This window comes from Bradyrhizobium sp. T-12 (assembly GCF_058314695.1).
In genome coordinates, this window is sequence record NZ_CM177756.1 from 1,366,305 (window position 1) to 1,390,602 (window position 24,298).

At 66.6% G+C, this 24,298-nt stretch carries 22 protein-coding genes; 14 read left to right on the top strand and 8 right to left on the bottom strand.

The window, feature by feature from the left end; all coding sequences use genetic code 11:
* Window positions 1–75: 75 nt before the first annotated feature.
* On the top strand, window positions 76–1,929 hold the full coding sequence (locus tag AC0WRY_RS06595) for a sigma-54-dependent Fis family transcriptional regulator (protein WP_491122832.1): 1,854 nt from the start codon (window positions 76–78) through the stop codon (window positions 1,927–1,929).
* A gap of 13 nt (window positions 1,930–1,942) precedes the next feature.
* Here AC0WRY_RS06595 and AC0WRY_RS06600 read toward each other — a convergent pair whose 3' ends face one another.
* Entirely contained in the window at window positions 1,943–2,818 is an 876-nt protein-coding gene (locus AC0WRY_RS06600) for a LysR family transcriptional regulator (RefSeq protein WP_194406219.1), read from the bottom strand.
* Window positions 2,819–2,922: 104 nt separating this feature from the next.
* Between AC0WRY_RS06600 and AC0WRY_RS06605 the strand changes: the two genes are divergently transcribed.
* On the top strand, window positions 2,923–3,996 hold the full coding sequence (locus tag AC0WRY_RS06605) for an alkene reductase (protein ID WP_194406220.1): 1,074 nt from the start codon (window positions 2,923–2,925) through the stop codon (window positions 3,994–3,996).
* Window positions 3,997–4,094: 98 nt separating this feature from the next.
* Window positions 4,095–4,325, top strand: coding sequence for a hypothetical protein (locus AC0WRY_RS06610; protein WP_194406221.1), 231 nt, complete (start codon window positions 4,095–4,097; stop codon window positions 4,323–4,325).
* A 3-nt stretch (window positions 4,326–4,328) separates the two neighbouring features.
* Here the strand turns inward: AC0WRY_RS06610 and AC0WRY_RS06615 are convergent, their stop codons facing one another.
* A complete protein-coding gene (locus tag AC0WRY_RS06615; protein ID WP_194406222.1) occupies window positions 4,329–4,883 on the bottom strand; it encodes a flavin reductase family protein in 555 nt (184 codons plus the stop codon).
* Window positions 4,884–4,941: 58 nt separating this feature from the next.
* Entirely contained in the window at window positions 4,942–6,039 is a 1,098-nt protein-coding gene (locus AC0WRY_RS06620; protein WP_194408183.1) for an LLM class flavin-dependent oxidoreductase, read from the bottom strand.
* A gap of 234 nt (window positions 6,040–6,273) precedes the next feature.
* Between AC0WRY_RS06620 and AC0WRY_RS06625 the strand changes: the two genes are divergently transcribed.
* The 3 genes from AC0WRY_RS06625 to poxB all read left to right on the top strand — a co-directional run bounded on the left by AC0WRY_RS06625 (window position 6,274) and on the right by poxB (window position 9,679).
* Window positions 6,274–7,188, top strand: coding sequence for a 2-dehydro-3-deoxygalactonokinase (locus AC0WRY_RS06625; RefSeq protein ID WP_194406223.1), 915 nt, complete (start codon window positions 6,274–6,276; stop codon window positions 7,186–7,188).
* A gap of 12 nt (window positions 7,189–7,200) precedes the next feature.
* A complete protein-coding gene (locus AC0WRY_RS06630) occupies window positions 7,201–7,833 on the top strand; it encodes a 2-dehydro-3-deoxy-6-phosphogalactonate aldolase (protein WP_194406224.1) in 633 nt (210 codons plus the stop codon).
* A 109-nt stretch (window positions 7,834–7,942) separates the two neighbouring features.
* On the top strand, window positions 7,943–9,679 hold the full coding sequence (poxB, locus tag AC0WRY_RS06635) for a ubiquinone-dependent pyruvate dehydrogenase (protein ID WP_194406225.1): 1,737 nt from the start codon (window positions 7,943–7,945) through the stop codon (window positions 9,677–9,679).
* Here poxB and AC0WRY_RS06640 read toward each other — a convergent pair.
* Together AC0WRY_RS06640 and AC0WRY_RS06645 are read right to left on the bottom strand one after the other, a co-directional pair.
* Entirely contained in the window at window positions 9,676–10,041 is a 366-nt protein-coding gene (locus AC0WRY_RS06640; RefSeq protein ID WP_194406226.1) for a hypothetical protein, read from the bottom strand. The genes poxB and AC0WRY_RS06640 overlap by 4 nt on opposite strands.
* A 67-nt stretch (window positions 10,042–10,108) precedes the next feature.
* The gene (locus tag AC0WRY_RS06645) at window positions 10,109–11,017 is read right to left on the bottom strand and encodes a PaaI family thioesterase (protein ID WP_194406227.1); all 909 of its coding nucleotides are present in this window, start codon (window positions 11,015–11,017) and stop codon (window positions 10,109–10,111) included.
* Between the two features lie 115 nt (window positions 11,018–11,132).
* Between AC0WRY_RS06645 and AC0WRY_RS06650 the strand changes: the two genes are divergently transcribed.
* Window positions 11,133–11,453 carry a hypothetical protein gene (locus tag AC0WRY_RS06650; RefSeq protein WP_194406228.1) on the top strand — a complete coding sequence of 107 codons (321 nt, stop codon included), beginning with the start codon at window positions 11,133–11,135 and terminating at the stop codon, window positions 11,451–11,453.
* Between the two features lie 79 nt (window positions 11,454–11,532).
* On the opposite strand, the gene AC0WRY_RS06655 is transcribed toward AC0WRY_RS06650, so the two are convergent.
* Window positions 11,533–13,002: an amidase gene (locus AC0WRY_RS06655; protein ID WP_194406229.1), complete on the bottom strand. Its 1,470-nt coding sequence runs from the start codon at window positions 13,000–13,002 to the stop codon at window positions 11,533–11,535.
* A gap of 650 nt (window positions 13,003–13,652) precedes the next feature.
* Between AC0WRY_RS06655 and AC0WRY_RS06660 the strand changes: the two genes are divergently transcribed.
* From AC0WRY_RS06660 to AC0WRY_RS06675, 4 genes are all read left to right on the top strand, one after another.
* Entirely contained in the window at window positions 13,653–15,992 is a 2,340-nt protein-coding gene (locus tag AC0WRY_RS06660; RefSeq protein WP_194406230.1) for a Tex family protein, read from the top strand.
* 168 nt (window positions 15,993–16,160) lie between these two features.
* Window positions 16,161–16,568: a hypothetical protein gene (locus AC0WRY_RS06665; protein ID WP_194406231.1), complete on the top strand. Its 408-nt coding sequence runs from the start codon at window positions 16,161–16,163 to the stop codon at window positions 16,566–16,568.
* A gap of 100 nt (window positions 16,569–16,668) precedes the next feature.
* Entirely contained in the window at window positions 16,669–17,361 is a 693-nt protein-coding gene (locus AC0WRY_RS06670) for a response regulator transcription factor (RefSeq protein ID WP_194406232.1), read from the top strand.
* Window positions 17,348–18,424 carry a sensor histidine kinase gene (locus tag AC0WRY_RS06675; RefSeq protein ID WP_194406233.1) on the top strand — a complete coding sequence of 359 codons (1,077 nt, stop codon included), beginning with the start codon at window positions 17,348–17,350 and terminating at the stop codon, window positions 18,422–18,424. Before AC0WRY_RS06670 ends, AC0WRY_RS06675 begins: the two co-directional genes overlap by 14 nt.
* Window positions 18,425–18,430: 6 nt before the next feature.
* On the opposite strand, the gene AC0WRY_RS06680 is transcribed toward AC0WRY_RS06675, so the two are convergent.
* Together AC0WRY_RS06680 and AC0WRY_RS06685 are read right to left on the bottom strand one after the other, a co-directional pair.
* Window positions 18,431–18,802 carry a response regulator transcription factor gene (locus AC0WRY_RS06680; protein ID WP_194406234.1) on the bottom strand — a complete coding sequence of 124 codons (372 nt, stop codon included), beginning with the start codon at window positions 18,800–18,802 and terminating at the stop codon, window positions 18,431–18,433.
* Window positions 18,799–19,665 carry a S1C family serine protease gene (locus AC0WRY_RS06685; RefSeq protein WP_194406235.1) on the bottom strand — a complete coding sequence of 289 codons (867 nt, stop codon included), beginning with the start codon at window positions 19,663–19,665 and terminating at the stop codon, window positions 18,799–18,801. Before AC0WRY_RS06685 ends, AC0WRY_RS06680 begins: the two co-directional genes overlap by 4 nt.
* A 187-nt stretch (window positions 19,666–19,852) precedes the next feature.
* On the opposite strand from AC0WRY_RS06685, the gene AC0WRY_RS06690 reads away from it, so the two are divergent.
* The 3 genes from AC0WRY_RS06690 to AC0WRY_RS06700 all read left to right on the top strand — a co-directional run bounded on the left by AC0WRY_RS06690 (window position 19,853) and on the right by AC0WRY_RS06700 (window position 24,188).
* On the top strand, window positions 19,853–20,815 hold the full coding sequence (locus AC0WRY_RS06690; protein WP_194406236.1) for a VOC family protein: 963 nt from the start codon (window positions 19,853–19,855) through the stop codon (window positions 20,813–20,815).
* A gap of 56 nt (window positions 20,816–20,871) precedes the next feature.
* Entirely contained in the window at window positions 20,872–21,747 is an 876-nt protein-coding gene (locus AC0WRY_RS06695) for a dihydrodipicolinate synthase family protein (RefSeq protein ID WP_194406237.1), read from the top strand.
* A 119-nt stretch (window positions 21,748–21,866) separates the two neighbouring features.
* Window positions 21,867–24,188 (top strand): xanthine dehydrogenase family protein molybdopterin-binding subunit, encoded by a 2,322-nt coding sequence (locus AC0WRY_RS06700; protein ID WP_194406238.1) that lies wholly within the window; start codon window positions 21,867–21,869, stop codon window positions 24,186–24,188.
* Window positions 24,189–24,298: the final 110 nt, after the last annotated feature.

Below are 24,298 nucleotides of genomic sequence, written 5' to 3' on the forward strand. Positions count from 1 at the left end.
CTTTCCGGTTCCCGATTGACATCCCCGCCTGTGGTGCCAGACTTTGCACAATAATACAGGGTGGAGACGTCCGCGATGGCCAGCCTTTCGGCCTCGAACCATGTCGCCCGTGTCTTGTCCGTCGCCAATCATGTGGCCGACGTCGACGCCTCCTCGCGCATTGCCAATTCCTGGCGGCGCTCCCTGATCAGCCACAAGCTCGATCCCGCCCGCCGGGGACCGCCGCAGACCCTCACCGAAGCCGAGGTTCGGCATGTCGCCGAACCGATGGAGGAGACGATCCAGCTCGCCACCTCCGAGCTCGAGGATCTCGCGCGCGTGCTGCGGGACGCCGGCTATTGCGTCAATCTCGCCGATGCCAACGCGACCATGCTGTTCAGCCGCTTGCCGGGCGAGGCCGACACCGAGATCTTCCTGCGCTGGAAGGTCTATACCGGCTCGAATTTTTCGGAGGCCCAGGAAGGCACCAACGGGCTCGGCACCTGCCTTGCCGAGCAAAAGCCGATCCTGGTTCATCGCGACGAGCACTTTCGCGAGCAGTGGGGCATCTTCTCCTGTGCGGTGACGCCGCTGTTCGATGCTGCCGGCCGCATCGCCGGCGCCGTCAACATCACCTCGTGTCGTGACGACCTCAGCCGCGCCGCGCACCAGCTTGCGCTCGCGGTCGCGATGCAGGCCACGCGCCGCATCGAAGGCGCGATCTTTCGCGAGCATTTCCGCAACGCTTGGATCGCCACCGTGCCGGGCGATGGCGGCAGCGGCCTCGTCGCCTATGACGATGATCGTCGCGTTGTCGGCGCATGCCAGTCCGCGCGCGCCCTGCTGGGCCTCACCGACGGTTTGATTGCGTCCGGCATCGACCTGTCCCGCTACGTCAAGTTCGATCACCACGCTGTGCGCGGTGCGGACGACATCGTCCAGCTGCGCCGCGCCGACGGCAGGCCGTTGGGGCAGGGCCGGATCGCGCCGCCCCAGCGCGCGCGGCCGCTCATCAGGCGCCGCGATCCGCCCGTCGATCGTTTCGATGCGCTGCATAGGCTCGCGGGCCGCGATCCCGGGCTGATCAGAAGCGTGAAGCGGCTCGGGGCCGTCGTCGATCACGACCTGCCGGTGCTGCTGCAGGGCGAGACCGGCGTTGGCAAGGATGTGTTCGCGCGCGCCATTCATGCGGCGAGCCACCGGGCACGCAACAATTATGTCGCGCTGAATTGCGCGGCGATGCCGGAGAGCCTGATCGACGCCGAGCTGTTCGGCTACGAGGCCGGCGCCTTCACGGGCGCGCGCCGCGACGGCTCGAAGGGCCTGATCGTGCAGGCCGACGGCGGCACGCTGTTCCTCGACGAGATCGGCGACATGCCGATCGCGCTGCAGACGCGACTGCTCCGCGTCCTGGAGAACCGCGAGGTCTGGCCGCTCGGTGCGCTCAAGCCCGTCGCCGTCGACATCCGCCTGATCAGCGCCACCCACCGCGATCTCGGCCGCCTGGCGGAAGAGGGCGCCTTCCGCGCCGATCTCTACTTCCGCCTGCGCGGCATGGAGGTGCGGCTGCCGCCCTTGCGCGAGCGGGCGGATCGGGACGACATCATCCGCCAGATCGCGCGCGAGGAGGCGCCGGGCTGCAGGCTCTCGGACGAGGCGAGGTCGCAGTTGGCGGGCTACCCGTTTCCCGGCAACATGCGCCAGCTTCGCCACGTGCTGCGGCTCGCAGGCTGCACCGCGGAGAGCGGCGTGATCACCGATGCCGATCTCGATCTACCGCCGTTCGGGGGATGCGCGGAGCCTGATCTCGAAGCAGCCGAGCGCGCCACGATCGTCGACGCGCTGCGCAAGCATGGTGGCCGCGTGACGGAAGCGGCACGCGCGCTGAAGCTGAGCCGTGCGACGCTGTATCGCAAGATCAAGCAGCTGAAGATCGAGACGGCGCAGTAGCGTTCAGCCCGATCTATCCCCGGTTCAACCGTTCGCGCAGAAATTCAATGAAGCGCTGCGTCTTTGCTGGAAGCAGTCTGGTCTCGGTGACAGCATAGATGGTCATGGGCAAGCCCTGCCATTGCGGCATGATGCGGCGCAGCCGGCCGGCTGCGACTTCGTCGGCGACGATTTCCTGCGGCACGAAGGTGATGCCCATGTCGAGCGTCGCGAGGCGGCGGAGCATGCCGATGCTGTTGAGGTGGAAACGGCCGCTGACGGGCGCCTCCACCGATTCCACTCCGTTGTGCAGCGTCCAACTGCTCACCCTCGTCTGGCAAAGGCATTGATGGCGCGCGAGATCTGTGGGTTCGCGTGGCTCACCATTGAGTTCGAGATAGCGCGGCGAGGCGTAGAGATAGCCATGCAGGCGGGCAAGCGGCCGGGCGATCATGTGGGAGGCCTGGGATTCTCCATTGCGGATCGCCAGATCGTATGGTTCCGCGACCAGGTCGACGCGTCGCGGCGTGAGGTCAAACTCGAAATCGACGCCGGGGTAGTGCTGTGCGAACTCGGTGATGACCGGCGCCAGATAAGTATTCGCGAAGTCCACCGGCAGTGAAACGCGCAACAGTCCGGTCGGGTGGGTCAGCATCTCGCCGAGTTGCTCATGGGCGAGGCGCGCTTCGTCGACGATACGCTTGCAACGTTCGAAATACAGCTGGCCGGCTTCCGTCAATTCGATCTTGCGTGTGGTCCGGTTCAGCAGGCGAAGACCGATCTCCTTCTCGAGCAGGCTGATCCGTCGCGACAGGGTCGAGTTTGGCATATCGAGCGTCGTGGCGGCGCCCCGGAAGCTTCGGGCTTTCACGACCTCCACGAAGAGCGCCATGTCGTTCAACAATTCCATTCAATTATTCCATAGATAGATCAATCATTCCCATCATATGGCATTTATTCCATCAAATAGAAGATCCATCTACCCTTCTCGATATCATCGAGAAGGAACACTCTATGAACCCGTTATTCGGTCCGGTCCGCCTCGGCGGCCTTGAGCTTCCGAACCGCCTGGTTATGGCGCCCATGACGCGTTCGCGCGCCGACGCGAATGGCGTTCCCGGCGAGCTTGCCGCCGAATATTACGCGCAGCGCGCCGGCGTCGGTCTGATCGTCACGGAGGGCACGCAGCCATCCGACGACGGTCAGGGCTATATGAACACACCCGGCATCTACACAGCCGCGCATGTCGCCGGCTGGCGCAAGGTCACTGATGCCGTGCACGACAAGGGCGGGCACATCTTCATTCAACTCATGCATGCCGGCCGCATGTCGCATCCCGACAACACGCTGCATCACCGGCAGGGCGTGGCCCCGTCTGCGATCGCACCGGGCGTGCCGATGTTCACGCCGAAGGGCATGCAGGACATTCCGCAGCCGCGGTCGCTCACGACCGACGAAGTGCGCCGAAGCGTCGCCGACTTCCGCGACGCCGGGCGTCTCGCCATTGCGGCAGGCGCTGATGGCGTCGAAATCCATGGAGCGAATGGTTATCTGGTGCAGCAGTTCATCGCGCCGAGCGCCAATACCCGCACTGATGCGTATGGCGGTTCAATCGAAAACCGCGCACGTTTCGCCATCGAGGTTGCGGCCGCCATCGCCAGGGAGATCGGTGCGGACAAGACGGCGATCCGCCTGTCACCGGGTATCACGATGTGGGGCATCAACGAAGGCGCCGAAGGACCGGACCTCTATCGCTATCTGGTCGGCGAGCTCGACAAGCTCTCGCTCGCCTATCTGCACATCATGCATCAGGGCGACGACGGTCTTTTGGCCGATCTCCGCAAGCTGTGGAGCGGCAAGCTGATCGTGAATAGGCCCGGGCGTCCGCGCGATCGTATCGGCTCAGACGTCGGCGCGGGACTGGCCGATCTGGAGGCCTACGGCCAGATGATCCTGGCCAATCCAGACCTCATCGCACGCCTGAAATCCGGTGCGCCCCTGAACGAGGCCGATCGGACCACGTTCTTCGGCGGTGCCGCGCGGGGCTACACCGACTATCCCGCATTGGGCGCGACGGCTGCCGTTTGAGGACGGCGGTCATCACATTCATCGGCCCGCACAGCGTCCGCGGTGCGGGCGTCTATTGTCATCAGTGTTGTGGCCGCGCCAATCTGCTCGGGTCGCGCATGTTGTTCGCCGTCGTGGAGCGGCTGACCAGCTTCATGATGGTTGAGCCCGACATTTATGCCGAGCGGCTGGTACCGCTGCTGGTGTCGCACGATCTCAATGGCCGCAGCGGCGCGATGTTCAACAACAAGGCGAAGGCCATCTTGTCGAGCCCGTCGTCGAAGGAGCCGACCTACGCGTCCGCGCTCATGGGAGCCTCAGACAAATTGCTTCGTCGCGCGATAGGGTGAAGTTCAGGAAAAATCACTCCAGCTCAGATGCCGTGAATCAAGGTCGCCCACTGTCACGGTGCCGCGGATCTCGCGAGGCGCGTGGAAGCTGCTGCGCAAGTACACCAGCGGCGCGGCTCGGTCGGAATGCGTTGCGCCGCGGACCTCGCCGATGAAGATCGAATGCGTCGTCGTCTCGAACTCCCGCGTCAGCACGCAGTCGAACGCGGCGACTGCGTCCGTCAGCACCGGCGCGCCTGTGACCCCGCGCGTCCACTGCCCGAAGGCAAAGCGGTCGTCGCCGTTGACGCCCTTCTGGCCGCTGAAGGTGAGCGCGAGCAGGGCGTGATCCTCGTGCAGGAAGTTGATCGCGAACGCGCCTTCCTCGCGGATGCGCGCATGGGCGCTGGCGTTGCGGTTGACGCAGACGATCAGCGAGGGCGGGCTGTCCGACAGCGAACAGGCCGAGGTCACCGTCAGGCCGGTGCGCTTGCCGTGCTCGGCCCCCACCGTCACCAGCGCCACGGCGCCGGCGCATTGGCGCATCGCCTGCTTGAAATCCTTCGTGTCGACGCTCACGCGGACATCTCCGAAAATGGAAGCGGGTGCGGCACGATTGCGCCGCACCCGCGATGCGTCAAGCCGCCTTCTTCGCGGAGCCGAGATGCGCAAGACGCGGCATCACCTCGTTCTTCAAGAGCGAGAGCGAGTGGTGCCAGGCTTCGGCCTTGTGCTTGTAGTCGAAGCCGAACACGCAGAGCACGCCGAAGCCGCCGACCTCGTCATAGATCTTCTCGATCTTCTCGGCGACCGTCGTCGGCGAGCCGACGATCCAGTTCCGCTTGGCGCAATATTCGACGGTGACGTCGCTATCGGGCACGTCGGGCGCGTGCTTCAGATAGTCCTTGAAGCCGAAATGGCCGAGCAGCGGCAGGAAGTACTCGCCCATCATCCGGCCCATCATGTCGCCGGTCGAGAGCCTCCAGGCCTCCTCGTCGGTGTCGGCGACGAACACCTCGCGCACGAGGCGCCAGTCCGCCCGGTTCGGCTTGCGTCCGGTCTTGGCCGCGCCGATCTCGACCGAATCCCAGTGGCTGCCCACATAGGCCGGGTTGAGGTTGAGGCTCATCGGGATGAAGCCGCGTTCGCCGGCGAGCTTCAGCGTGTCCGAGTTCTTCGAGAGGCCCGCGACACCGATCGGCGGATGCGGCGCCTGCAGCGGCTTGATGTGCGGCTTGAGGAAGTCGAACATCGTGTCCGGCTTGGTCACCGTCCAGAACTTGCCCTTGTAGGTCCAGGGCGCGGGATCGCTCCACATCTTCAGGATGATCTCCAGCGCCTCGCGCGTCATGTCGCGGTTCTGTCCGCTCATGCCGTCGACGTTGAACATCGCCCAGTCGCTCGGCAGCCCCGACGCGGCCACGCCGAAATTGAGCCGGCCCTCGGAGAGATGGTCCAGCATCGCGACGCGGTTGGCGAGCTCGGCCGGGTGATGATAGGGCAAGAGGAAGCCGCCCGGTCCGATGCGAAGTCTCTTGGTCTGCATCAAGGCCTGCGCGATCAACAGGTCCGGCGTGGGATTGGGTTCCCACGGCGCGGTGTGGTGCTCGCCGACCCAGGCCTCCTGGTAGCCGAGCTCGTCGAGCCAGCGCATGACCTGCAGGTCCCAGTCGTTCCCTTCCTTCAGGCCGCACTCCGGCGGATGCGAAGGCATCGTGAAATAGCCGATCTCCATGGGTTTCCTCATCTGATGTTGACGCGTCTTGGCGCGCGTTGACGGCGTTGAGTGGGGAAGGGTTCAGCAAGCGCTGTGCCAGCGCCTTGCAGCCTGAAATTGGCGAGAAAGGGCTGGTTTGCCCGCGCAATAGCCGGTATCTCGACGAACACCCGCAGGAGACCGTCTCATTGTCGCGAGACGGCGTCTTGCAGGTGAGACGTGAACTTGGCCGTGAGACGAGGACAGTTTCGCATGACCGAACCCGCTTATGTCGCGGTGGACTGGGGCACCAGCAGTTTTCGGCTGTGGCTGGTCGATCATGCCGGCCAGGTGCTGGCTGAACGCCGCAGCGATGAAGGCATGTTGGCCGCGGCGAAGACCGGCTTTCCCGCGGTGCTGCAATCGCATCTCGCGGCGGTCGAGGCGCCGGATCATCTGCCGGTTCTCGTCTGCGGCATGGCCGGTGCCAAGACCGGCTGGGTCGAAGCCGGCTATGTCGACACGCCGGCGCCGCTCGCGGCCGTCCTGAAACAGGCCGTGCGCGTCCCCGGCGAGGCGCGCGACATCCGCATCCTGCCGGGCATCGCGCAGCGCGACGCCAGCGCGCCGGACGTGATGCGCGGCGAGGAAACGCAACTGCTCGGCGCGCTGGGCTTCGAAGCCGCCGGCGAGGCGCTGGTCTGCATGCCCGGCACGCATTCGAAATGGGTGCGTGTCAGGGGCGGCATCGTCGAACGCTTCTCCACCTTCATGACCGGCGAGCTCTTCAGCGTGGTCTCGCGCGAGACCATCCTGTCGTTCGCGGTCGCGGGCGCCGATGAGGCCGAGGATGTCGCGAGCTTCAAGGCGGCGGTCAAGGCCGCGTATGCGGCGCCGGCCTTCGCCGCCAATCTGTTGTTCGGTGCGCGCTCGCGTCAGCTGCTGTTCGGCGGCACGCCGGCCGCCGCGCGCGAGACGCTGTCGGGCACGTTGATTGGCGTCGAGCTCGCGGCAGGGCTGTCCGGCGCCGTGCCGCAGGCGGGTGTTGCGTTGATTGCGTCGGGCCGGCTCGCGACGCTGTATCGGCACGCCTTCGACGCCTTGTCGGTCACCGTGCAGCCGGTCGATGCGGATGAAGCGGTCCGCCGCGGACTGTCGATGGCGGCTGCCACGATCTGGACCAGGTAGAAGGATTTTGAGATGACCATTCCCTTTCCGCCGATGCAGCGGCCTCTGGTCGCGATCCTGCGCGGCGTCAAGCCCGGGGAGACCGAGGCCATCGTCGGCGTGCTGATCGAAGCCGGCATGACCGCGATCGAGATTCCCCTGAATTCACCCGATCCGTTCCGTTCCATCGCAACGGCCGTGAAGCAGGCCCCGCCAGGCGTGTTGATCGGCGCCGGCACGGTGCTGACCACCGCGGATGTCGATCGCCTCAACGACGTCGGCGGCAAGTTGATGGTCTCGCCCAATGTCGACACGCAGGTGCTCGTGCGCGCGCATCAATACGCCATGGTGACGCTGCCCGGCGTGTTCTCGCCGACCGAGGCTCTGGTGGCCGCGCGCTCCGGCGCATCGGGCCTCAAATTCTTTCCGGCAAGCGTGCTAGGGGTCGCCGGCATCGCCGCGATCCGCGTCGTGCTGCCGTCAGGCGTGATGATCGCCGCCGTCGGCGGGGTGTCAGACCAGAATTTTGCCGAGTACATCAAGGGCGGGGTGACCGCGTTCGGGCTCGGCTCCAGCCTCTACAAGCCCGGCATGACGGCAGCCGAAGTCGCTGCCCGCGCGAAGGCGACGACCGAAGCCTACGATCGGGCGATTGCGAAAGACTGAGCCGGCAATAAACTAGCTGTGATCCTGACATGGCCTATTGTGCCACATCGTGCCGCGATGCTGACATTCGCGCGTCGTGGTATGTGACCGGCCGAAGCAGGAGACCGACATGGCGATCAACAACGTAGCCGATCTGTTCGTGGCAACGCTCGAACAGGCCGGCGTCAAGCGCATCTACGGCATCGTCGGCGACAGCCTGAACGCCCTGACCGAGGCGCTGCGCCGCCGCGGCACCATCGAATGGATCCACGTCCGCCACGAGGAGGTCGCAGCGTTCGCCGCCGCCGGCGAAGCCGAGGTGACCGGGAGCCTTGCGGTGTGCGCGGGCTCCTGCGGTCCCGGCAATCTGCATCTGATCAACGGGCTGTTCGACGCGCATCGCAGCCGCCTCCCCGTGCTGGCGATCGCGGCGCAGATCCCGACGGCCGAGATCGGCGGCGGCTATTTCCAGGAGACCCATCCGCAAAATCTGTTCCGCGAATGCAGCCATTATTGCGAGCTGGTCTCCGATCCCAGCCAGCTTCCTTTCGTGTTGGAGAATGCAATCCGCGCGGCGGTAGGACTGCGCGGTGTCGCCGTCGTTGCCATGCCCGGCGACGTTGCGTTCCGCAGCCCACCCAAGCGCGCGCCGTCGACGACGCGCGGCCTCAGCGTGGCGGCGCCGAAAGTGGTGCCGCAGGCGGATGAGCTGCAGGCGCTGGCCGATCTCCTGAACAGTGCCGAGCGCATCACCCTGTTCTGCGGGCGCGGCTGCGCCGGCGCGCATGCGCCCTTGATGCAGCTCGCCGAGACGCTGAAGAGCCCGATCGTGCATGCGCTTGGCGGCAAGGAGCATGTCGAATACGACAACCCCTACGACGTCGGCATGACCGGCTTCATCGGCTTCTCCTCGGGCTATGCCGCCATGCACGCCTGCGACGCGCTGGTAATGCTCGGCACCGATTTTCCCTACAAGCAGTTCTTCCCCGATGATGCAAAGGTCGCGCAGATCGACATCCGCCCGGAAAATCTGGGGCGACGCTGCAGGATCGATCTCGGCCTCGTCGGCGACGTCAAGCTGACTATCGAGGCGCTGCTGCCGCTGCTGACATCAAAGACGCTGCGCAAGCATCTCGACGATGCCGTCGCCCATTACAAGAAGGCGCGCGAGGGGCTGGACTCGCTCGCCAGGGGCACGCCGGGAAGCAAGCCGATCCATCCGCAATATCTCGCCAAGGTCGTCAGCGACCACGCGGGCGACGACGCCGTGTTCACCGCCGATGTCGGCACGCCGACGGTATGGGCCGCGCGCTATCTCGGCATGAACGGCCGTCGCCGGCTGATCGGCTCGTTCGTGCACGGCTCGATGGCCAACGCGATGCCGCAGGCGATCGGCGCGCAGGCGGCGCAGCCCGGCCGGCAGGTGATCTCGCTCTCCGGCGACGGCGGCTTCACCATGCTGATGGGCGATCTGATCACGCTGACGCAGGAGAGGCTGCCGGTGAAGGTGGTCGTCTTCAACAACGGCGTGCTCGGCTTCGTCGCGCTGGAGATGAAGGCGGCGGGCTTCGTCGACACCAATGTCGATCTCAAGAATCCGGACTTCGCCGCGATGGCGCGCGCGATGGGCATTTTTGCGAAACGCGTCGAGGACCCGGGCGAGCTTCCCGGCGCGGTCAAGGAGATGCTGGCGCATGACGGGCCGGCCCTGCTCGACGTCGTCACCGCCAAGCAGGAGCTGTCGATGCCGCCGACCATCACCACCGAGCAGATCAAGGGCTTCAGCCTCTGGGTGCTGCGCGCGGTGATGAACGGCCGCGGCGACGAGGTGCTTGATCTTGCGAAGACGAACCTCTTGCCGCGCTAGCCCCGCTTCACCGACGGCGCGGGCAGCTGCTCGTGGCGGCGCTGGAAGCGCTGCCAGTGCAGCACGCTGCCGATCAGCAGGGCCGGCACGAAGCCGAGCACGATCAGGAGATGCGGCAGCTCCTTCGGCGAGATGAAGGCGATGGCGATGTCCGAGATCAGCCAGAGCGCGGCGAATATCACCGCGAAGTCGGTTCGCGGGCAGCGCAAGTAGTAGAATACGGCGGTGATGATGATCGCGGGGCCGATCGCGACGGCGATCATGATCGCGGTCAGCTCCTTCGGCGTCAACGCATCGAGCATCATCGAGGCCAGCAGCCAGAGTGCGGCGAACATGGCGACGATGTCGAGCGGATGCCGCAATTCAATACCTCTCGCGGGGACGCGCTATCGTTGTGGCCGCAGCCGCAGACGTCAAGTCAAAAGGCGCTTATTCCTCGTCACTTCCCGGCGTCGGGCGCAGCATGAAATGACCGAAGGCGGTGGCGATCGGCTTGTCCGCATCGTCCTGCCAGGCGCGCGCCTCGAAGGCGACGATGCGACGGCCCTGCTTCACGATCGAGACGTTGGCGAACGTATCGAGCGCGCGGCCGGAGCGCAGGTAGTTGACGGTGAGCCCGATCGGCTTGGGCGGCGCGGCGGTGCCGAGCTCGCGCCCGACGCCGATGACGGCCGTGGTCTCGAGAAAGGCGCCGGTCATGCCGCCATGGATCGCGGGCAGGATCGGGTTGCCGATGATCTTTGGCGAGAACGGCATCGTCAGCGTGCCGTCGGCGTTGACGCGGATGCCGAGCCAACGCGCGAACGGGCTGCGCGCGAACGGCCCGTCCGGATCCTCCGGCGTCTCCAGCGCCGGTATGTCCAGCGCGTTCATCCTGCGATCGGCGAGCATGTTGGTCCGGTTGGCGCCGATCATGAAGCAGGCGGTCGCGGTCGCCACCGGATCGTCTTCCGATTCCTGATAGGCGGTGGAGCGCACGAAGGCGATCGAGCGCGTGGTGCGGTAGCACACCGAATGCGCCTTGATGTCGAGGCCGGGTGTCGCCGGCTTCTGGTAGTCGATGCGCAGATCGAGCGTCGCGATCGCGCGCGTGCCGTCGAGCGCGAGCTGCACCGCCATGCCGCAGCTCTCGTCCAGCATCGCGGTGACGACGCCTCCGTGCAGCACGCCGGTCTCGGTGTCGCCGACGAAGACGGGACGATAGGGCAGGCTGGACCAAGCCTCGGCTGGCGCGAAGCGGTCGAGCTGCAGCCCGCTGATGTGGCCGTAATCGGAGCGGCGGCCCTTGATCGCCTCGGCGAGTTCGTCGAATGGGAGCGTGGTCGATATGGTGCTCATGGGAACGTTCTAGACCAGTGTCGGCCGCCGCGCAAAACCCCGAATGGGCCTCGACAGAGCGGACCGAAGCGCCGATGGTGGGTGCTTCGTTCGTCGTTAGCTGCAAGGAGTGCCCATGGCCGACCCCGAAACGCCCGCCGCCAATCAGGGGCCCGTCACCATTTCGACCTCCAGCTCGGAGCGGGCGCCGATCATCTATTTCGACGGCGCGTCCTGCTTCGGCCATCACAACGGTGCGATCCAGATCGAGCTCGCCGCAAACCTCCTGATGCCGGTCGGCGCCGCCGTCAGGGTCGACGTGGTCCAGACCGCTCACTTGCGTTGCAGCGTCGCCGCGGCGCTGGCGCTGCGTGAGGCCCTCGAAAAAGCGCTGGCGATGTACAAGCAGGGCCAGCAGCAGCCGGCAGCGGAGGAGATTCCGGCGGTGAAGAACTGAGATCGGCGTTTTTGATGGGGCGTAGCCCTGATGGAGCATGCTCCATCAGGGCTACGACGCGAGGTGGACCGGCTCCGCCTCAGCCCACATGCACCTTCGGCTTCTTGCCGCCGTTCCACTTGCCGTCGAGTGCGCGCTCGATCTGGGCGGCGAGCTGCAGCAGCAGGCCGTCATTGGCCTGCTTGGCGATGGCCTGGATGCCGAGCGGCAGGCCGTGCTCCTGGGCTGCCATCGGCATCGAGATCGCCGGCATGCCACAGAGATTGGCGAGCGGGGTAAAGGCGAAGAAGCGCCAGAGATTGTCGAACCAGTCGCGCACATCGGGATTGTCGGAGATGGTGAGATATTCCTTCGTGCCGACCTTCGGCGTCGGCAGCGCGGTGATCGGAGTCAGGATCACGTCCCACTGCTCGAAGAAGGCGCCGAAGCCGCGCGAGGTCGTGTTGAACACGCCCTGCATCTTCGCGCGCTCGGCGAAGGTCGTGTGCCGGCCGGCTTCCCAGATCCGGATGTTCATGGGCTCGATCAGATCTTCCGGCGGCTTCTCCAGCCCGCGTGCGGCCAGCATGTTGGAGATCACCACGGCGAAATTGCTGATGTAGCAGGTGGTCTGCGCGGCGAAGGCGGCGGGAAGGTCGATCTCCGGCAGCGCATGGTCGACGTGATGGCCGAGGCCTTCGAGGAAGCGGCCGGCTTTCTCCAGCTCGGCCGCGAGCTCCGGCGTCGCTTTGTAGTCGCCCCAAGTGTGCGACAGCGCGATGCGCAGCTTCGACGGATCACGCTTGATCATCTCGGTATAAGGCTGCGCCGTGGTCCAGAACGGCATGAACTCGCCGGGCGCGGGTCCTCGCGCGTGATCGACGAAGGCGGCGGTGTCGCGCACGCTGCGCGACTGGCAGCCCTGGATCGAGACGAGGCCGGTGAGATCGGACATGTGCGGCGCAAGCGAGAACACGCCGCGCGAGACCTTCAATCCGATATTGCCGTTGACGCCGGCGGGAATCCGGATCGAGCCGCCGCCGTCGGTCGCATGCGCGATCGGCACCACGCCAGCGGCAACCATCGCCGCGCTGCCCGCCGACGAGCCGCAGGTGGTGTAATCGGTATTCCAGGGATTGCGCGTGACGTAAACGGCGGGATTATCGGCCGAAGAGCACACGCCGAATTCCGGCGTGGTGGTGCGCCCGATCAGGTTGAGTCCGGCCTGACGGAATTTACCGGTGAGGAAGGTATCGGCCGCGGCGCGATTGCCGCGCATCAACAGCGAGCCCATTTCCTGCAGCCGGCCCTTCATGGTCGGCCCGAGGTCCTTCATCAGGAAGGGCAGGCCGGCGAAGGGACCTGCGAGATTGGCGCCGTCCTTCGCGGGATCGGCGATCACGTCCTCGAACAGCTCGACCACGCCCGACAGCGCCGGATTGACCTTGGCGACCCCCGCGGCGGCCTGGCGCGCCAGCTCCTGCGCCGTCAGCTCACCCTTGCGGACGCGCCCCGCCAGCGCGACGCCATCGTGCTGTGCCCATTCCGTCCAGCTCATCGGCAAGGTCATGAAGTCCTGATCTCCTCAAGGTGCGGCGCCACCTTCTTCGCAAGGGACCGCCTGAATCAACTGAGCGGGCGCGAGGGGCAGGGTTGCGCAGGGCGGAGGGGTCGCGAGACTGCGTCTCGATCCGGCAGTGGTGCGATCGTTGCAACCCGGCCGGCGTCGGAAGGGCCACGAGGAGGCCGTGTCTGCGTGTCACAACTGCGGGCATCGCAGGGTGGGCAAAGCGCAGGGCTGTCTACGATCCTTCACGACGGGAGAATTGCTTCGCTGCGCTCGCAATGACGGCGTGGACAGAGCGAGTGCCAGATCCTCTCTCGTGCCCCGGACGCAGCGCAGCGTGCCGGCGATGTGAAGCATCGTCCGGTGCGGTGCGCTGCAGAGCCGGGGCCCATGTCGCCGTGCCGGGCCGCTTTCTGGGTCCGGCTCTGCGCCGCAACGCCAAGGGCGTTGCAGCGCGTCCGGGACACGCGAGCACAGCAACGCTTGCGCCGCCGTCCCCACGAATGTGGCGAGATCGCATCATCTCGACAAAAAATCCCTTGTCGACGGCCCTCCGCCGTACCTTGATGAATCAACCCCGGTTGGTCCATAAGCGGCGTCCCGTGGCCGGTGGTTCGCCGCCGCACGGGGGGCTTGGATAGAGGGATTCTCGCGTGGCAAATATCAACCAGAAAATTGCGCAGGAGCTTGGGGTTCGGGCGGAGCAGGTCGAGGCGGCGGTGACGCTGCTCGACGGCGGCGCCACGGTTCCCTTCATCGCGCGCTACCGCAAGGAAGCGACCGGTGCGCTCGACGACGCGCAATTGCGCACCCTGGAGGAGCGCCTGGGTTACCTGCGCGAGCTCGAAGACCGCCGCAAGGCCATCCTCGAATCAGTCCGCGAGCAGGGCAAGCTCGATGCCGCGCTGGAAGCCTCGATCATGGCCGCCGACAGCAAGGCGCGCCTCGAGGACATCTATCTGCCGTTCAAGCCGAAGCGCCGGACCAAGGCGGAGATCGCCAAGGAGGCCGGGCTCGAGCCGCTCGCCAACCAGCTGATGGCGGAGCCGACCAACGATCCGAAGGTCGTGGCCGAAGGCTTCGTCAATGCCGAGAAGGGCGTGGCCGATGCCGCCGCTGCGCTCGACGGCGCCCGCGCCATCCTGGTCGAGCGCTTCGACGAGGACGCCGATTTGATCGGCGCGCTTCGCGAGGAGATGTGGACCAATGCGCGCATGGCCTCCAAGGTGCGCGACGGCAAGAAGACCGAGGGCGAAAAGTTCGCCGATTATTTCGACTTCTCCGAGCCGCTGACGAAACTCCCCTCGCACCGCATCCTCGCGATGTTCCGCGGCGAGAAGGAAGAGATCCTCGACCTGCAAATCCAGGCCGAGGCCGAGGCGCCGCCACCGGGCGTGCCGAGCGCCTATGAACTGAAGATCATGAAGCGTTTCGGCATCGCCGATCTCAAGCGCGCCGGGGATCGCTGGCTGATCGACACCGTGCGCTGGGCCTGGCGCACCAAGATCCAGGTGCATCTCAACATCGACCTGCGCATGCGGCTGTGGAACGCCGCCGAGACCGAGGCGGTGCGGGTGTTCGCCTCCAATCTGCGCGACCTCCTGCTGGCCGCGCCGGCCGGCACCCGTGTCACCATGGGGCTCGATCCCGGCTACCGCACCGGCGTCAAGGTCGCCGTCACCGACGCGACCGGCAAGGTGGTCGATACCGCCGTGATCTATCCGCACGAGCCGCAGCGGCAATGGAACGAGTCGCTCGCGACGCTTGGGCGACTCGCGATGAAGCATAAAGTCGAGCTGATCGCGATCGGCAACGGCACCGCCTCGCGCGAGACCGACAAGCTCGCAGGCGATCTCGTCAAGGGCCTCGCTGAGCTGAAGATGACCAAGATCGTGGTGTCGGAAGCCGGTGCGTCGGTCTATTCGGCCTCGGCCTTCGCCTCGGAAGAGTTGCCGGGCCTCGACGTCACCCTGCGCGGTGCGGTCTCGATTGCGCGCCGGCTCCAGGATCCGCTGGCCGAACTCGTCAAGATCGAGCCCAAGGCGATCGGCGTCGGCCAGTACCAGCACGACCTCGGCCAGGCCAAGCTCGCCAAGTCGCTCGATGCCGTCGTCGAGGATTGCGTGAACGCCGTCGGCGTCGACGTCAACACCGCCTCCGCTCCGCTGCTGGCGCGCGTGTCGGGCGTCGGCTCAGGTCTGGCCCAGAGCATCGTGGCGCACCGCGACGCCAACGGCCCGTTCAAGTCGCGCAAGGCGCTGAAGGAGGTGCCGCGGCTCGGGCCGAAGGCGTTCGAGCAGTGCGCGGGCTTCCTGCGCATCCTCGGCGGCGAGGACCCGCTCGATGCCTCGGGCGTGCATCCGGAGGCTTATCCGGTGGTGCGCCGCATCCTCGCGGCCACCAAGAGCGACATCAAGGCGCTGATCGGCTCCAGCGAGATCGTGCGCACGCTGAAGCCGAAGGATTTCGTCGACGAGACCTTCGGCCTGCCGACCGTCACCGACATCTTGAAGGAATTGGAGAAGCCGGGCCGCGATCCGCGTCCCGCGTTCAAGGCGGCCGTGTTCAAGGAGGGCGTCGAGGAGATCAAGGACCTCAAGAAGGGCATGATCCTCGAGGGCACCGTGACCAACGTCGCCGCGTTCGGCGCCTTCGTCGACATCGGCGTGCACCAGGACGGCCTCGTGCACATCTCGGCGATGTCCAAGACCTACATCAAGGATCCGCGCGAGGTGGTGAAGCCCGGCGACATCGTCAAGGTGAAGGTGCTGGACTTCGAGGTCGCCCGCAAGCGCATCTCGCTGACGCTGCGCCTCGACGACGAAGTCGGCGCCAAGAAGGACGCCCCCGGCATGCAGCGCGACAACAGCTCGCGAAATGCGAGCCGGATGACTTCGTCTGCGCCGCGCAAGCAGGAGTCGTCCGGTGGCGGCGGCGCCCTCGCCGAAGCGCTGCGCCGCGCAGCCGAGAAGAACGGCGGGAAAAGGGTGTAGCTTCTTAACTCTCCCCGCCCTTCTGCGGGAAGAGGTCGGAGCGCGCTCTCTCCCTGACATCCGCGTCAGAATCTGGCGCGTTTGTAAGTTGAAGCGGCCAGTCCCTTTCTTTCATCTGATTGTCCTCGTGCGGCGTCAAGACCGCCGCACCGCAAGGAGGATGGTTCGATGAACAACAGGCTTCTCACGGGTCTCACGGCGGCGGCGATCACCGCGGTGATGGCGGTCGCTTCACCCGTGTTCGCACGCGGCGGGCATGGCGGCTTCGGCGGCGGACATTTCGGTGGCGGTGGCCATTTCGCCGGCGGCATGCATGTCGGCGGGATGGGCGGCGCGCGCTTCGCCCATGCCGGCGGTCCGGCTTTCGGCGGCGCACGCTTTGCGCATGCCGCGATCGGGCCGCGCTTCGCTGGTGCCGGCTGGCACGGACATCACGCCTTCCGCCATCATCACTTCCGCCATTTCGCCGTCTTCGGCGCTCCCTATTTCTACGCGGGCTACAATGATGGTTGCTGGCGCCGGAGCTGGACACCCTATGGATGGCAATGGGTCAATGTGTGCGGAGACTATTGGTAGTCGCATTGCCGTACCGCACCATTGTCGCGGTCGCCACCGGGCGGTTCCGTCCAGCCCCGGAACGGGATAGTCTGGTGGCGATCGTCGCGCGGAGTTTTGCATGACCGGAGGTCACCGTCGCATCCTGGTCGTCGAGGACGATCCGGAAACCGCAGGCCAGCTCGTCGAGGAATTGACGACCTCCGGCTACGACGTCGATCTTGCAGCGACGGGGCGCGAAGCCCTGAGCCACGGCGCCGCGCGCGATTATGCCGTGATCACGATCGACCGGATGCTGCCCGACATCGACGGCATCAGCGTGATGCGGCAATTGCGCGATGACGGCGTCGCCGCGCCGTTCCTGATTATTTCGGCGCTCGGCGAAGTCGACGACCGCGTGCGGGGCTTGCGCGCCGGCGGCGACGACTATCTCGTCAAGCCGTTCTCCTTCATCGAATTGCTGGCGCGGCTCGAGGCGCTCGGCCGCCGCAGCGAGACCATCGCCAAGGAGACGCTGCTGCGGGTCGGCGATCTCGCCATCGACCTGATCGCGCGCAGCGCGAGCCGCCGTGGCCGCACGATCTCGCTGCTGCCGCGCGAATTCCAGCTGCTCGAATATCTCGCGCGCAACGAGGGCAGGGTGATCTCCCGCGCGATGCTGCTCCAGCACGTCTGGGACCTGCATTTCGATCCCTCCACCAACATCATCGACGTCTATGTCGGACGCGTCCGCCGCAAGGTCGACGATGCCCAGGCCTATCCGTTGATCCACACCATCCGCGGCATCGGATATTGCCTCCGTGCTCCTGGCTAAGACGCTCCGCTCCTCGACCTTCCGTCTGGCGCTGATCGCGATCGCGGCATTCGGGCTGATCGTCGCAGCGATCATGGCCTATGTCTATTTCGGCACGCTCGCCTATGTGGAGGGCCGGATCGGCCACGCCGTCGATCATGACGGCTTCACCGGGATGATCGAGCTCGCAATGGCGGCGGTTGCCGTGCTGCTGCTGGTGCTCGCGGGTCTCGCGGCCGTGCTGGTGACACGGCGCACGGTGGGGCGGATCGAACAGATCAATGCCACCAGCCGCGCCATCATGCTGTCCGGCCTCGACCAGCGCATCCCCTTGCGCGGCAGCAACGATGAATGGGACCGCGTCGCCGAGAACCTCAACCAGATGCTGGACCGCATCGAGACGCTGATGGGCGAGGTCAAGCAGGTCAGCGACAACGTCGCCCACGATCTGCGCACGCCGCTGACGCGGATGCGCGGCCGGCTGGAAAAGGCTTATCACGGGCCGCGCAACAGCGAGGCCGATGCCGCGCTGATCGGCGACACCATCGCCGATCTCGATGCCGTGCTCGGCATGTTCGCGTCCATCACCCGGATCTCCGAGATCGAGACCCGCGCCCGCCGAGGGGCTTTCCGCGTGCTCGACCTCGCCGAGATCGCAGGCGAGGTGGTCGAGCTCTACGATGCCGCCGCCGAGCAGGTTGCGACCAAGCTCAGCCTGGCCGGAGACCGCCAGGTACCGATCACCGGCGATCGCGACCTGCTGTTCGATGCCATCGCCAATCTCGTCGACAATGCGATCAAGCATGGCTGCAAAGGCGGGCAGGTGACCGTGACCTGCCGGAGCACCGGCGGCGGCGCGATGATCGCCATCGCCGACGATGGCCCGGGCGTTCCCGCCGAGCAGCGCGATCACGTCTTCAAACGCTTCTACCGGCTCGAACAGAGCCGCTACACGCCGGGCAACGGGCTCGGCCTCAGCCTCGTCGCCGCGGTCGCGCGTCTTCATGGCGCCGAAATCGCCTTGCGCGACAATGCACCGGGGCTCGCTGTCGAGCTCGGCTTCCCCAAGGCATCAGCACCATAGAGTCCGTCACAGCTCGATCACGCCGCGACGCGCCGCATGCGCCACCGCATCGGTGCGGCCGGTGGCATCGAGCTTGTCGAGCAGCGAGCCGACATGGAATTTGACGGTGTGCACGGAGATGCCGAGCCGGCGCGCGATCATCTTGTTGGAGGCGCCCTCGGCCATCAGCGCCAGCACGTCGAGCTCGCGCTGCGTCAGCGCGATGTCGTCGGGCATGACGCGGGGATGGCGCGCGACGATCGTTGCCGCGGCTTGCTCGCCGGGCACGGCAAGGCGCAGCTCGGCGACATTGCCGAGCAAGGCCGCCAGGCGATCGGCGAGGGCGGGGTCGTCGATCTCCAGGGCGAGCACGATCTCCGGCGCCTTGTCCTCGCTCACGCCTCCGGCCTCTCGCCGACCGTTACCTTGAAGCTGACCGGCTCGCCGCCGCGGCGCGCCGCGACATCGACCACCGCGCCGACGCTCGAAGGACCGAGTGTTCGCGACAGTGCGCGCACGCCTGATAGTTTCTGGTCGTTGACCGCGACGATGACGTCGCCCTGACGGATGCCGGCTGCGGCCGAAGGTCCGGCCTTGTCGACATTCATCACCATCGCGCCGACGCCGTCGTCGAGCCGCACCGGCTGCAGCCCGAGGCCGAGATAGCCGCGCGCGATACGGCCGCGCGTCTCGAGCTGTGCCGCGACGCGCTCGATCGTCGCGGCCGGGATCACCAGTACGCGCCGCGGGCCGAGCACGGCCATGCCGAAGGCTTGCCCCGATGCATCGAGCGCCAGGCCGCCCTGCTGGGCTGGACGCAGGCGAACGTCGAGCTCGATCCGCGCATCGATCTCGCCGCCGCGCAAGGAGCGCCAGCCATTGCCGGACGCCGACACCATCGCCAGCGCCGCGCTCGGCGTCTCGCGGTTGGTGGCGACCACGACCGCCAACGCGCCCAGTGGCGGGACGGTTGCGGCGAGCTTGACCGCCACCGTCGCGACGTCGGCGCGGAGCAGCGCGATATCTGTGGTGTGGTCGCGCCCGACGATGGTGGCGGCGACCCGGCTGCCGTCGGCAAGGCCGATCTCGACCTCGCCCTCGTCGGCGAGCGCCTCGTCGGCGGTGATGATCAGGCCGCGCTTCCAGACAAAGCCGGTGGCGCGGGAGCGGTAGGAATGCACAGAGACGATCGAGGGCGCAGTGCGCGCCACGACGTCCACGAGGGCGGACGATAGCGAGGACAGGGGACTAGGATCAGTCATGGTGGGCTCCTGTAAGTTGTCCTCAATCTGGGATGTCGCGGGCGATTGCGAAACTGGCCGGGTGGCCAGGACCGGACGGGCCTCTTCAAGACCATTGCCGACGAATATGTGATTGGGAGCGCCTCACGGGAACGTGTAGCAATCCGAAAATTGCGCCCATGGCCTCAAACGTTTTCAGCGAGCCCTCATGACCGTCGACCTCACCCGCCGTACCCTGCTGCAACTCGCCGGCGCCACCTCGCTTGCCATGGCGGCCGCGGCGGCGGCGCTCGCCGAGGGCACGCCGCAGGGCGGGCCGACCTATGCCAGCCGCACGCCGATGCGGGTCGGCATGGTGACGCTGCGGGTGAAGAACCTCGACACGGTCGCGGACTACTATCGCGACGTCATCGGTCTCACCGTGATGGAGCGCTCGGCGACCGCGGCGAAGCTCGGCACATCTGGCATCACGCTCTTGGTACTGGAGGCCCGTCCCGATGCGGCCATCGAGCCGCGCAACGCCGCCGGCCTCTACCACACCGCCTTCCTGATGCCGACCCGCAAGGATCTGGCGCGCTGGCTGGTCCATGCCGCCTCGCACCGTGTGAAGCTGTCGGGCTTCGCCGATCACCTCGTCTCTGAGTCCGTCTATCTCGACGACCCCGAAGGCAACGGCATCGAGGTCTATGCCGACCGCGATCCCTCGCAATGGCAATGGAGCGAAGGCAGCGTCAAGATGGCGACCGACGAGCTCAACATCCCCGACCTGCTGTCGCTGACCAATACGCGCGTGCCCGATTATGCCGGGGCGCCGGAGGGCTTGCGCATCGGCCACATGCATCTGCGGGTCGGCGATCTCGCGCAGGCCGGCAATTTCTATCATGGTACGATTGGCCTCGATCCGACCCGCAGCCGCAGCGGGGCGGCGTTCCTGTCGTCGGGCCGCTATCACCATCACCTCGGCATGAATGTCTGGCAGAGCCAGGGTGCCGGCCAGCGCGACGAGTCCACGACCGGCCTCGCCTGGTTCTCGCTGGTGATGGCGAAGCAGGAGCTGCTCGCCGCCCAGGAAGAGCGCCTGCGCAAGGGGGGCGTGAAGGTCACGGCGCTGGCGGGCGGCCTCGAGGCCGTCGATCCCTGGGGCACGCGAGTGCGCTTGCTCAAGGTTTGATCGCCGGGGCGGGCATTGCTAATAGCCGTCGGGTGCCAGCTTCCGGAGCCCCCGACATGTCCGAATTCCACGGCGTCTTCCCCTACCTCGTTTCTCCCGTCGATGCCGACGGCAGCGTGCGCACCGAAGTGCTCGCCAAGCTCTGCGACGATCTGATCGGCGCCGGCGTGCACGGCTTGACGCCGCTGGGCTCGACCGGCGAATTCGCCTACCTCAGTGCCGCGCAGCGGATGGCCGTCGTGCAGACCACGATCGAGGCCGCGAAAGGCCGGGTGCCTGTCATCGCCGGCGTCGCCTCGACCTCGACGGCGGACGCGGTGGCGCAGGCGAAGGCCTATCAGAAGCTCGGCGCCGACGGCATTCTGGCGATCCTGGAGGCGTATTTCCCGCTTGCCGATGCCCAGGTCGAATCCTACTTCCGAGCCATTGCGGATGCCGTCGACATTCCCGTCGTCATCTACACCAACCCGCAATTCCAGCGTTCAGACCTGACCCTCGACGTCATCGCGCGCCTCGCCGAGCATCCGCGCATCGGCTACATCAAGGACGCCTCGACCAACACCGGCCGGCTGCTCTCGATCATGAATCGCTGCGGCGATGCCTTGCGGGTGTTCTCGGCCTCCGCCCATATCCCGGCCGCGGTGATGCTGATCGGCGGGCTCGGCTGGATGGCGGGCCCGGCCTGCATCATCCCGCGCCAGAGCGTTGAGCTCTACGAGCTCGGCAAGGCCGGCCGCTGGGACGAGGCCATGGCGCTGCAGCGGCGGCTGTGGCGCATCAACGAGGCCTTCGCCCGCTTCAACCTCGCCGCCTGCATCAAGGCGGGCCTCGCCATCCAGGGCTACGATGTCGGCGATCCCGTCCCGCCGCAGGCCCCCCTGACAGCAGAGGCGCGCAAGGTCGTCGAGGCGGCGTTGAAGGAGCTGGCATAGCCGCTACCCCGGCATGACAAATCCGTGGGTTCGCCGCCCAAAACCGCGGCTGGCATGCCTTTGATCGATCCGCTAAAAGGCTGCCCGCAGTTTCGAAAAGACCCTGAGGACCTCACGGAATGAACATTCTTCCCGGCAATTTGCGTTTCGGAGCGGGCCAGCCCGTCAAGCGTTTGGAAGACCAGCGGCTGCTGACCGGGAAGGGACAGTTCATCGACGACAAGCCAGAGGACGGTGCGCTGTGGCTGTATGTGCTGCGCTCGCCGCATGCCCACGCCAGGATCGTCTCGATCGACACCAGCGCCGCAGCGTCGCTGCCGGGCGTTGCCGCGATCTACACCGGCGCCGACCTCGTCAAGGACGATATCGGCAGCATCCCGACCTTGAGCATCTTCAAGCGCCCCGACGGCAAGCCGATGACGGTGCCGCCGCGCCGGCTGCTCGCCCACGAGGTCGTGCGCTACGCCGGCGAGGCTGTCGCGGCCGTGGTGGCGTCCTCGCGCGCCGAAGCGCAGACCGCTGCCGAAGCGATCGTGGTCGAATACGACGTGCAGCCCGCGGTGGTCGATCCGGTCGAGGCCGTCAAGCCCGGCGCGCCCGTGGTGTGGCCTGAGGCGCCCGACAACATCGTCGGCGCGATGTCTTACGGCGATGCCGCCAAGGTCGACGAGGCCTTCGCCAAGGCCGCGCATACGGTCGAGCTCGATCTCGTCAGCCAGCGCCTCGTTCCGTCCGCGATGGAGCCGCGCTCGACCATTGCCGAGATCGACAAGAAGAGCGGTCGTCTCCTGCTGCACGTGCAGTCGCAGACGCCGGCCTCGACCCGCGACGTGTTGGCGGAGGCCGTGCTCAAGCGCCCGAAGGACAGCGTGCGCGTGCTGGTCGGCGACATCGGGGGCGGCTTCGGCCAGAAGACCAATCTCTATCCCGAGGACGGCATCGTCGCCTATGCCGCGACCAAGCTGAACAAGAAAATCCGCTGGCGCGGCGATCGCACCGACGAATTCGTCGGCGGCACCCATGGCCGCGATCTGACCTCGACCGCCTCCTTCGCGCTCGACGAAAAGGGCAAGGTGCTGGCCTATCGCGTCAAATCGATCGGCTGCACCGGCGCCTATTCCTCGGGCGCGGCCAACATCATCCCGCTGGTGCTCGGGCCGTTCGTGCAGACCGGCGTTTACGACCTGCCGCTGGTGCATTTCGAGGTGCAGTCGGTGATGACCCACACCGCGCCCGTCGGGGCCTATCGCGGTGCGGGCCGCCCGGAGGCCGTCTTCATCGTCGAGCGCCTGTTCGACGCCGCCGCGCGAAAGATCGGCATGGACCCACGTGCGATCCGCAAAGCGAACTACATCAAGCCGGCGCAGCTGCCCTACACCAACGCGGCCGGCCAGGTCTACGATTCCGGCGCCTTCGCGCACATGCTCGACCGCGCTGTGAAGCTCGCCGACTGGGACGGCTTTGCCGCGCGCAAGAAGGCGGCGAAGAAGAAGGGCCTGCTCTACGGGCGCGGGCTCACCTCCTACATCGAATGGACCGGCGGCCGCGCCCACACCGAGAAGGTCAGCCTGCACGCGACCTCTCAGGGGCGCATCGTGCTTCATTCCGGCACCATGGCGATGGGGCAGGGGCTGCAGACCACCTACACCCAGATGATCTCCGACACGCTCGGCATCGCCATGGACAAGATTGACGTCGTGCAAGGCGACACGGATCTCGCCATGGGCTTCGGCAGCGTCGGCTCGCGCTCGCTGTTCGTCGGCGGCACGGCGGTCGCGGTGTCTTCCAACGATCTGATCCAGAAGGCGCGCGAGAAGGCTGCCAACGTGCTGGAGACTTCGATCGAGGACATCGAGTATCAGGGCGGCATGCTCACCGTGGTCGGCACCGACCGCCGCATCAGCCTGTTCGATCTCGCCGAGAAGGAGGGCGGCGCCAAGCTCAGCGTCGATTCCGAAGGGGAAGTGGACGGCCCGAGCTGGCCGAACGGCACGCATATCTGCGAGGTCGAGATCGACCCGGAGACCGGCGTCTCCAAGGTCGTGCGCTACACCACGGTCGACGACGTCGGCGTCGCGGTGAACCCGATGCTGGTGACAGGGCAGATCCATGGCGGCGTCGCGCAGGGCATCGGTCAGGCGCTGTACGAAGGCGTGTCCTACGATGCCGACGGCCAACTCCTCACCGCGAGCTACCAGGACTATTGCATCCCGCGCGCCGACGACGTGCCGCCGATCGTGGTGACGCTGGACGACACCGCGCCCTGCCGCACCAATCCGCTCGGCGCCAAGGGCTGCGGCGAATCCGGCGCCATCGGTGGCCCTCCTTGCGTCACCAACGGCGTAATGGACGCGCTCGCCGAGCTCGGCATCACCCAGCTGAACACGCCGCTGACGCCGCAGAAGGTGTGGCAGGCGATCAGGGATGCGAAGGCTGGTTAGCTTTCGCCGTGGCCCCAAAACGCAGCTGTCGTCCCGGGGCGCGCGTAGCGCGAACCCGGGACCCATAACCACAGGGCGGCGTTTGGCGTGTGGCTGGTAATTCCGAGTCC

Bases quoted from the DNA above. Each gene is read 5' to 3' on its own strand.
- AC0WRY_RS06595 (WP_491122832.1), top strand. From the start codon at position 76: ATGGCCAGCCTTTCGGCCTCGAACCATGTCGCCCGTGTCTTGTCCGTC.
- AC0WRY_RS06600 (WP_194406219.1), bottom strand. From the start codon at position 2,818: ATGGAATTGTTGAACGACATGGCGCTCTTCGTGGAGGTCGTGAAAGCC.
- AC0WRY_RS06605 (WP_194406220.1), top strand. From the start codon at position 2,923: ATGAACCCGTTATTCGGTCCGGTCCGCCTCGGCGGCCTTGAGCTTCCG.
- AC0WRY_RS06610 (WP_194406221.1), top strand. From the start codon at position 4,095: ATGTTGTTCGCCGTCGTGGAGCGGCTGACCAGCTTCATGATGGTTGAG.
- AC0WRY_RS06620 (WP_194408183.1), bottom strand. From the start codon at position 6,039: ATGGAGATCGGCTATTTCACGATGCCTTCGCATCCGCCGGAGTGCGGC.
- AC0WRY_RS06625 (WP_194406223.1), top strand. From the start codon at position 6,274: ATGACCGAACCCGCTTATGTCGCGGTGGACTGGGGCACCAGCAGTTTT.
- AC0WRY_RS06630 (WP_194406224.1), top strand. From the start codon at position 7,201: ATGACCATTCCCTTTCCGCCGATGCAGCGGCCTCTGGTCGCGATCCTG.
- poxB (WP_194406225.1), top strand. From the start codon at position 7,943: ATGGCGATCAACAACGTAGCCGATCTGTTCGTGGCAACGCTCGAACAG.
- AC0WRY_RS06645 (WP_194406227.1), bottom strand. From the start codon at position 11,017: ATGAGCACCATATCGACCACGCTCCCATTCGACGAACTCGCCGAGGCG.
- AC0WRY_RS06650 (WP_194406228.1), top strand. From the start codon at position 11,133: ATGGCCGACCCCGAAACGCCCGCCGCCAATCAGGGGCCCGTCACCATT.
- AC0WRY_RS06655 (WP_194406229.1), bottom strand. From the start codon at position 13,002: ATGACCTTGCCGATGAGCTGGACGGAATGGGCACAGCACGATGGCGTC.
- AC0WRY_RS06665 (WP_194406231.1), top strand. From the start codon at position 16,161: ATGAACAACAGGCTTCTCACGGGTCTCACGGCGGCGGCGATCACCGCG.
- AC0WRY_RS06670 (WP_194406232.1), top strand. From the start codon at position 16,669: ATGACCGGAGGTCACCGTCGCATCCTGGTCGTCGAGGACGATCCGGAA.
- AC0WRY_RS06685 (WP_194406235.1), bottom strand. From the start codon at position 19,665: ATGACTGATCCTAGTCCCCTGTCCTCGCTATCGTCCGCCCTCGTGGAC.
- AC0WRY_RS06690 (WP_194406236.1), top strand. From the start codon at position 19,853: ATGACCGTCGACCTCACCCGCCGTACCCTGCTGCAACTCGCCGGCGCC.
- AC0WRY_RS06695 (WP_194406237.1), top strand. From the start codon at position 20,872: ATGTCCGAATTCCACGGCGTCTTCCCCTACCTCGTTTCTCCCGTCGAT.
- AC0WRY_RS06700 (WP_194406238.1), top strand. From the start codon at position 21,867: ATGAACATTCTTCCCGGCAATTTGCGTTTCGGAGCGGGCCAGCCCGTC.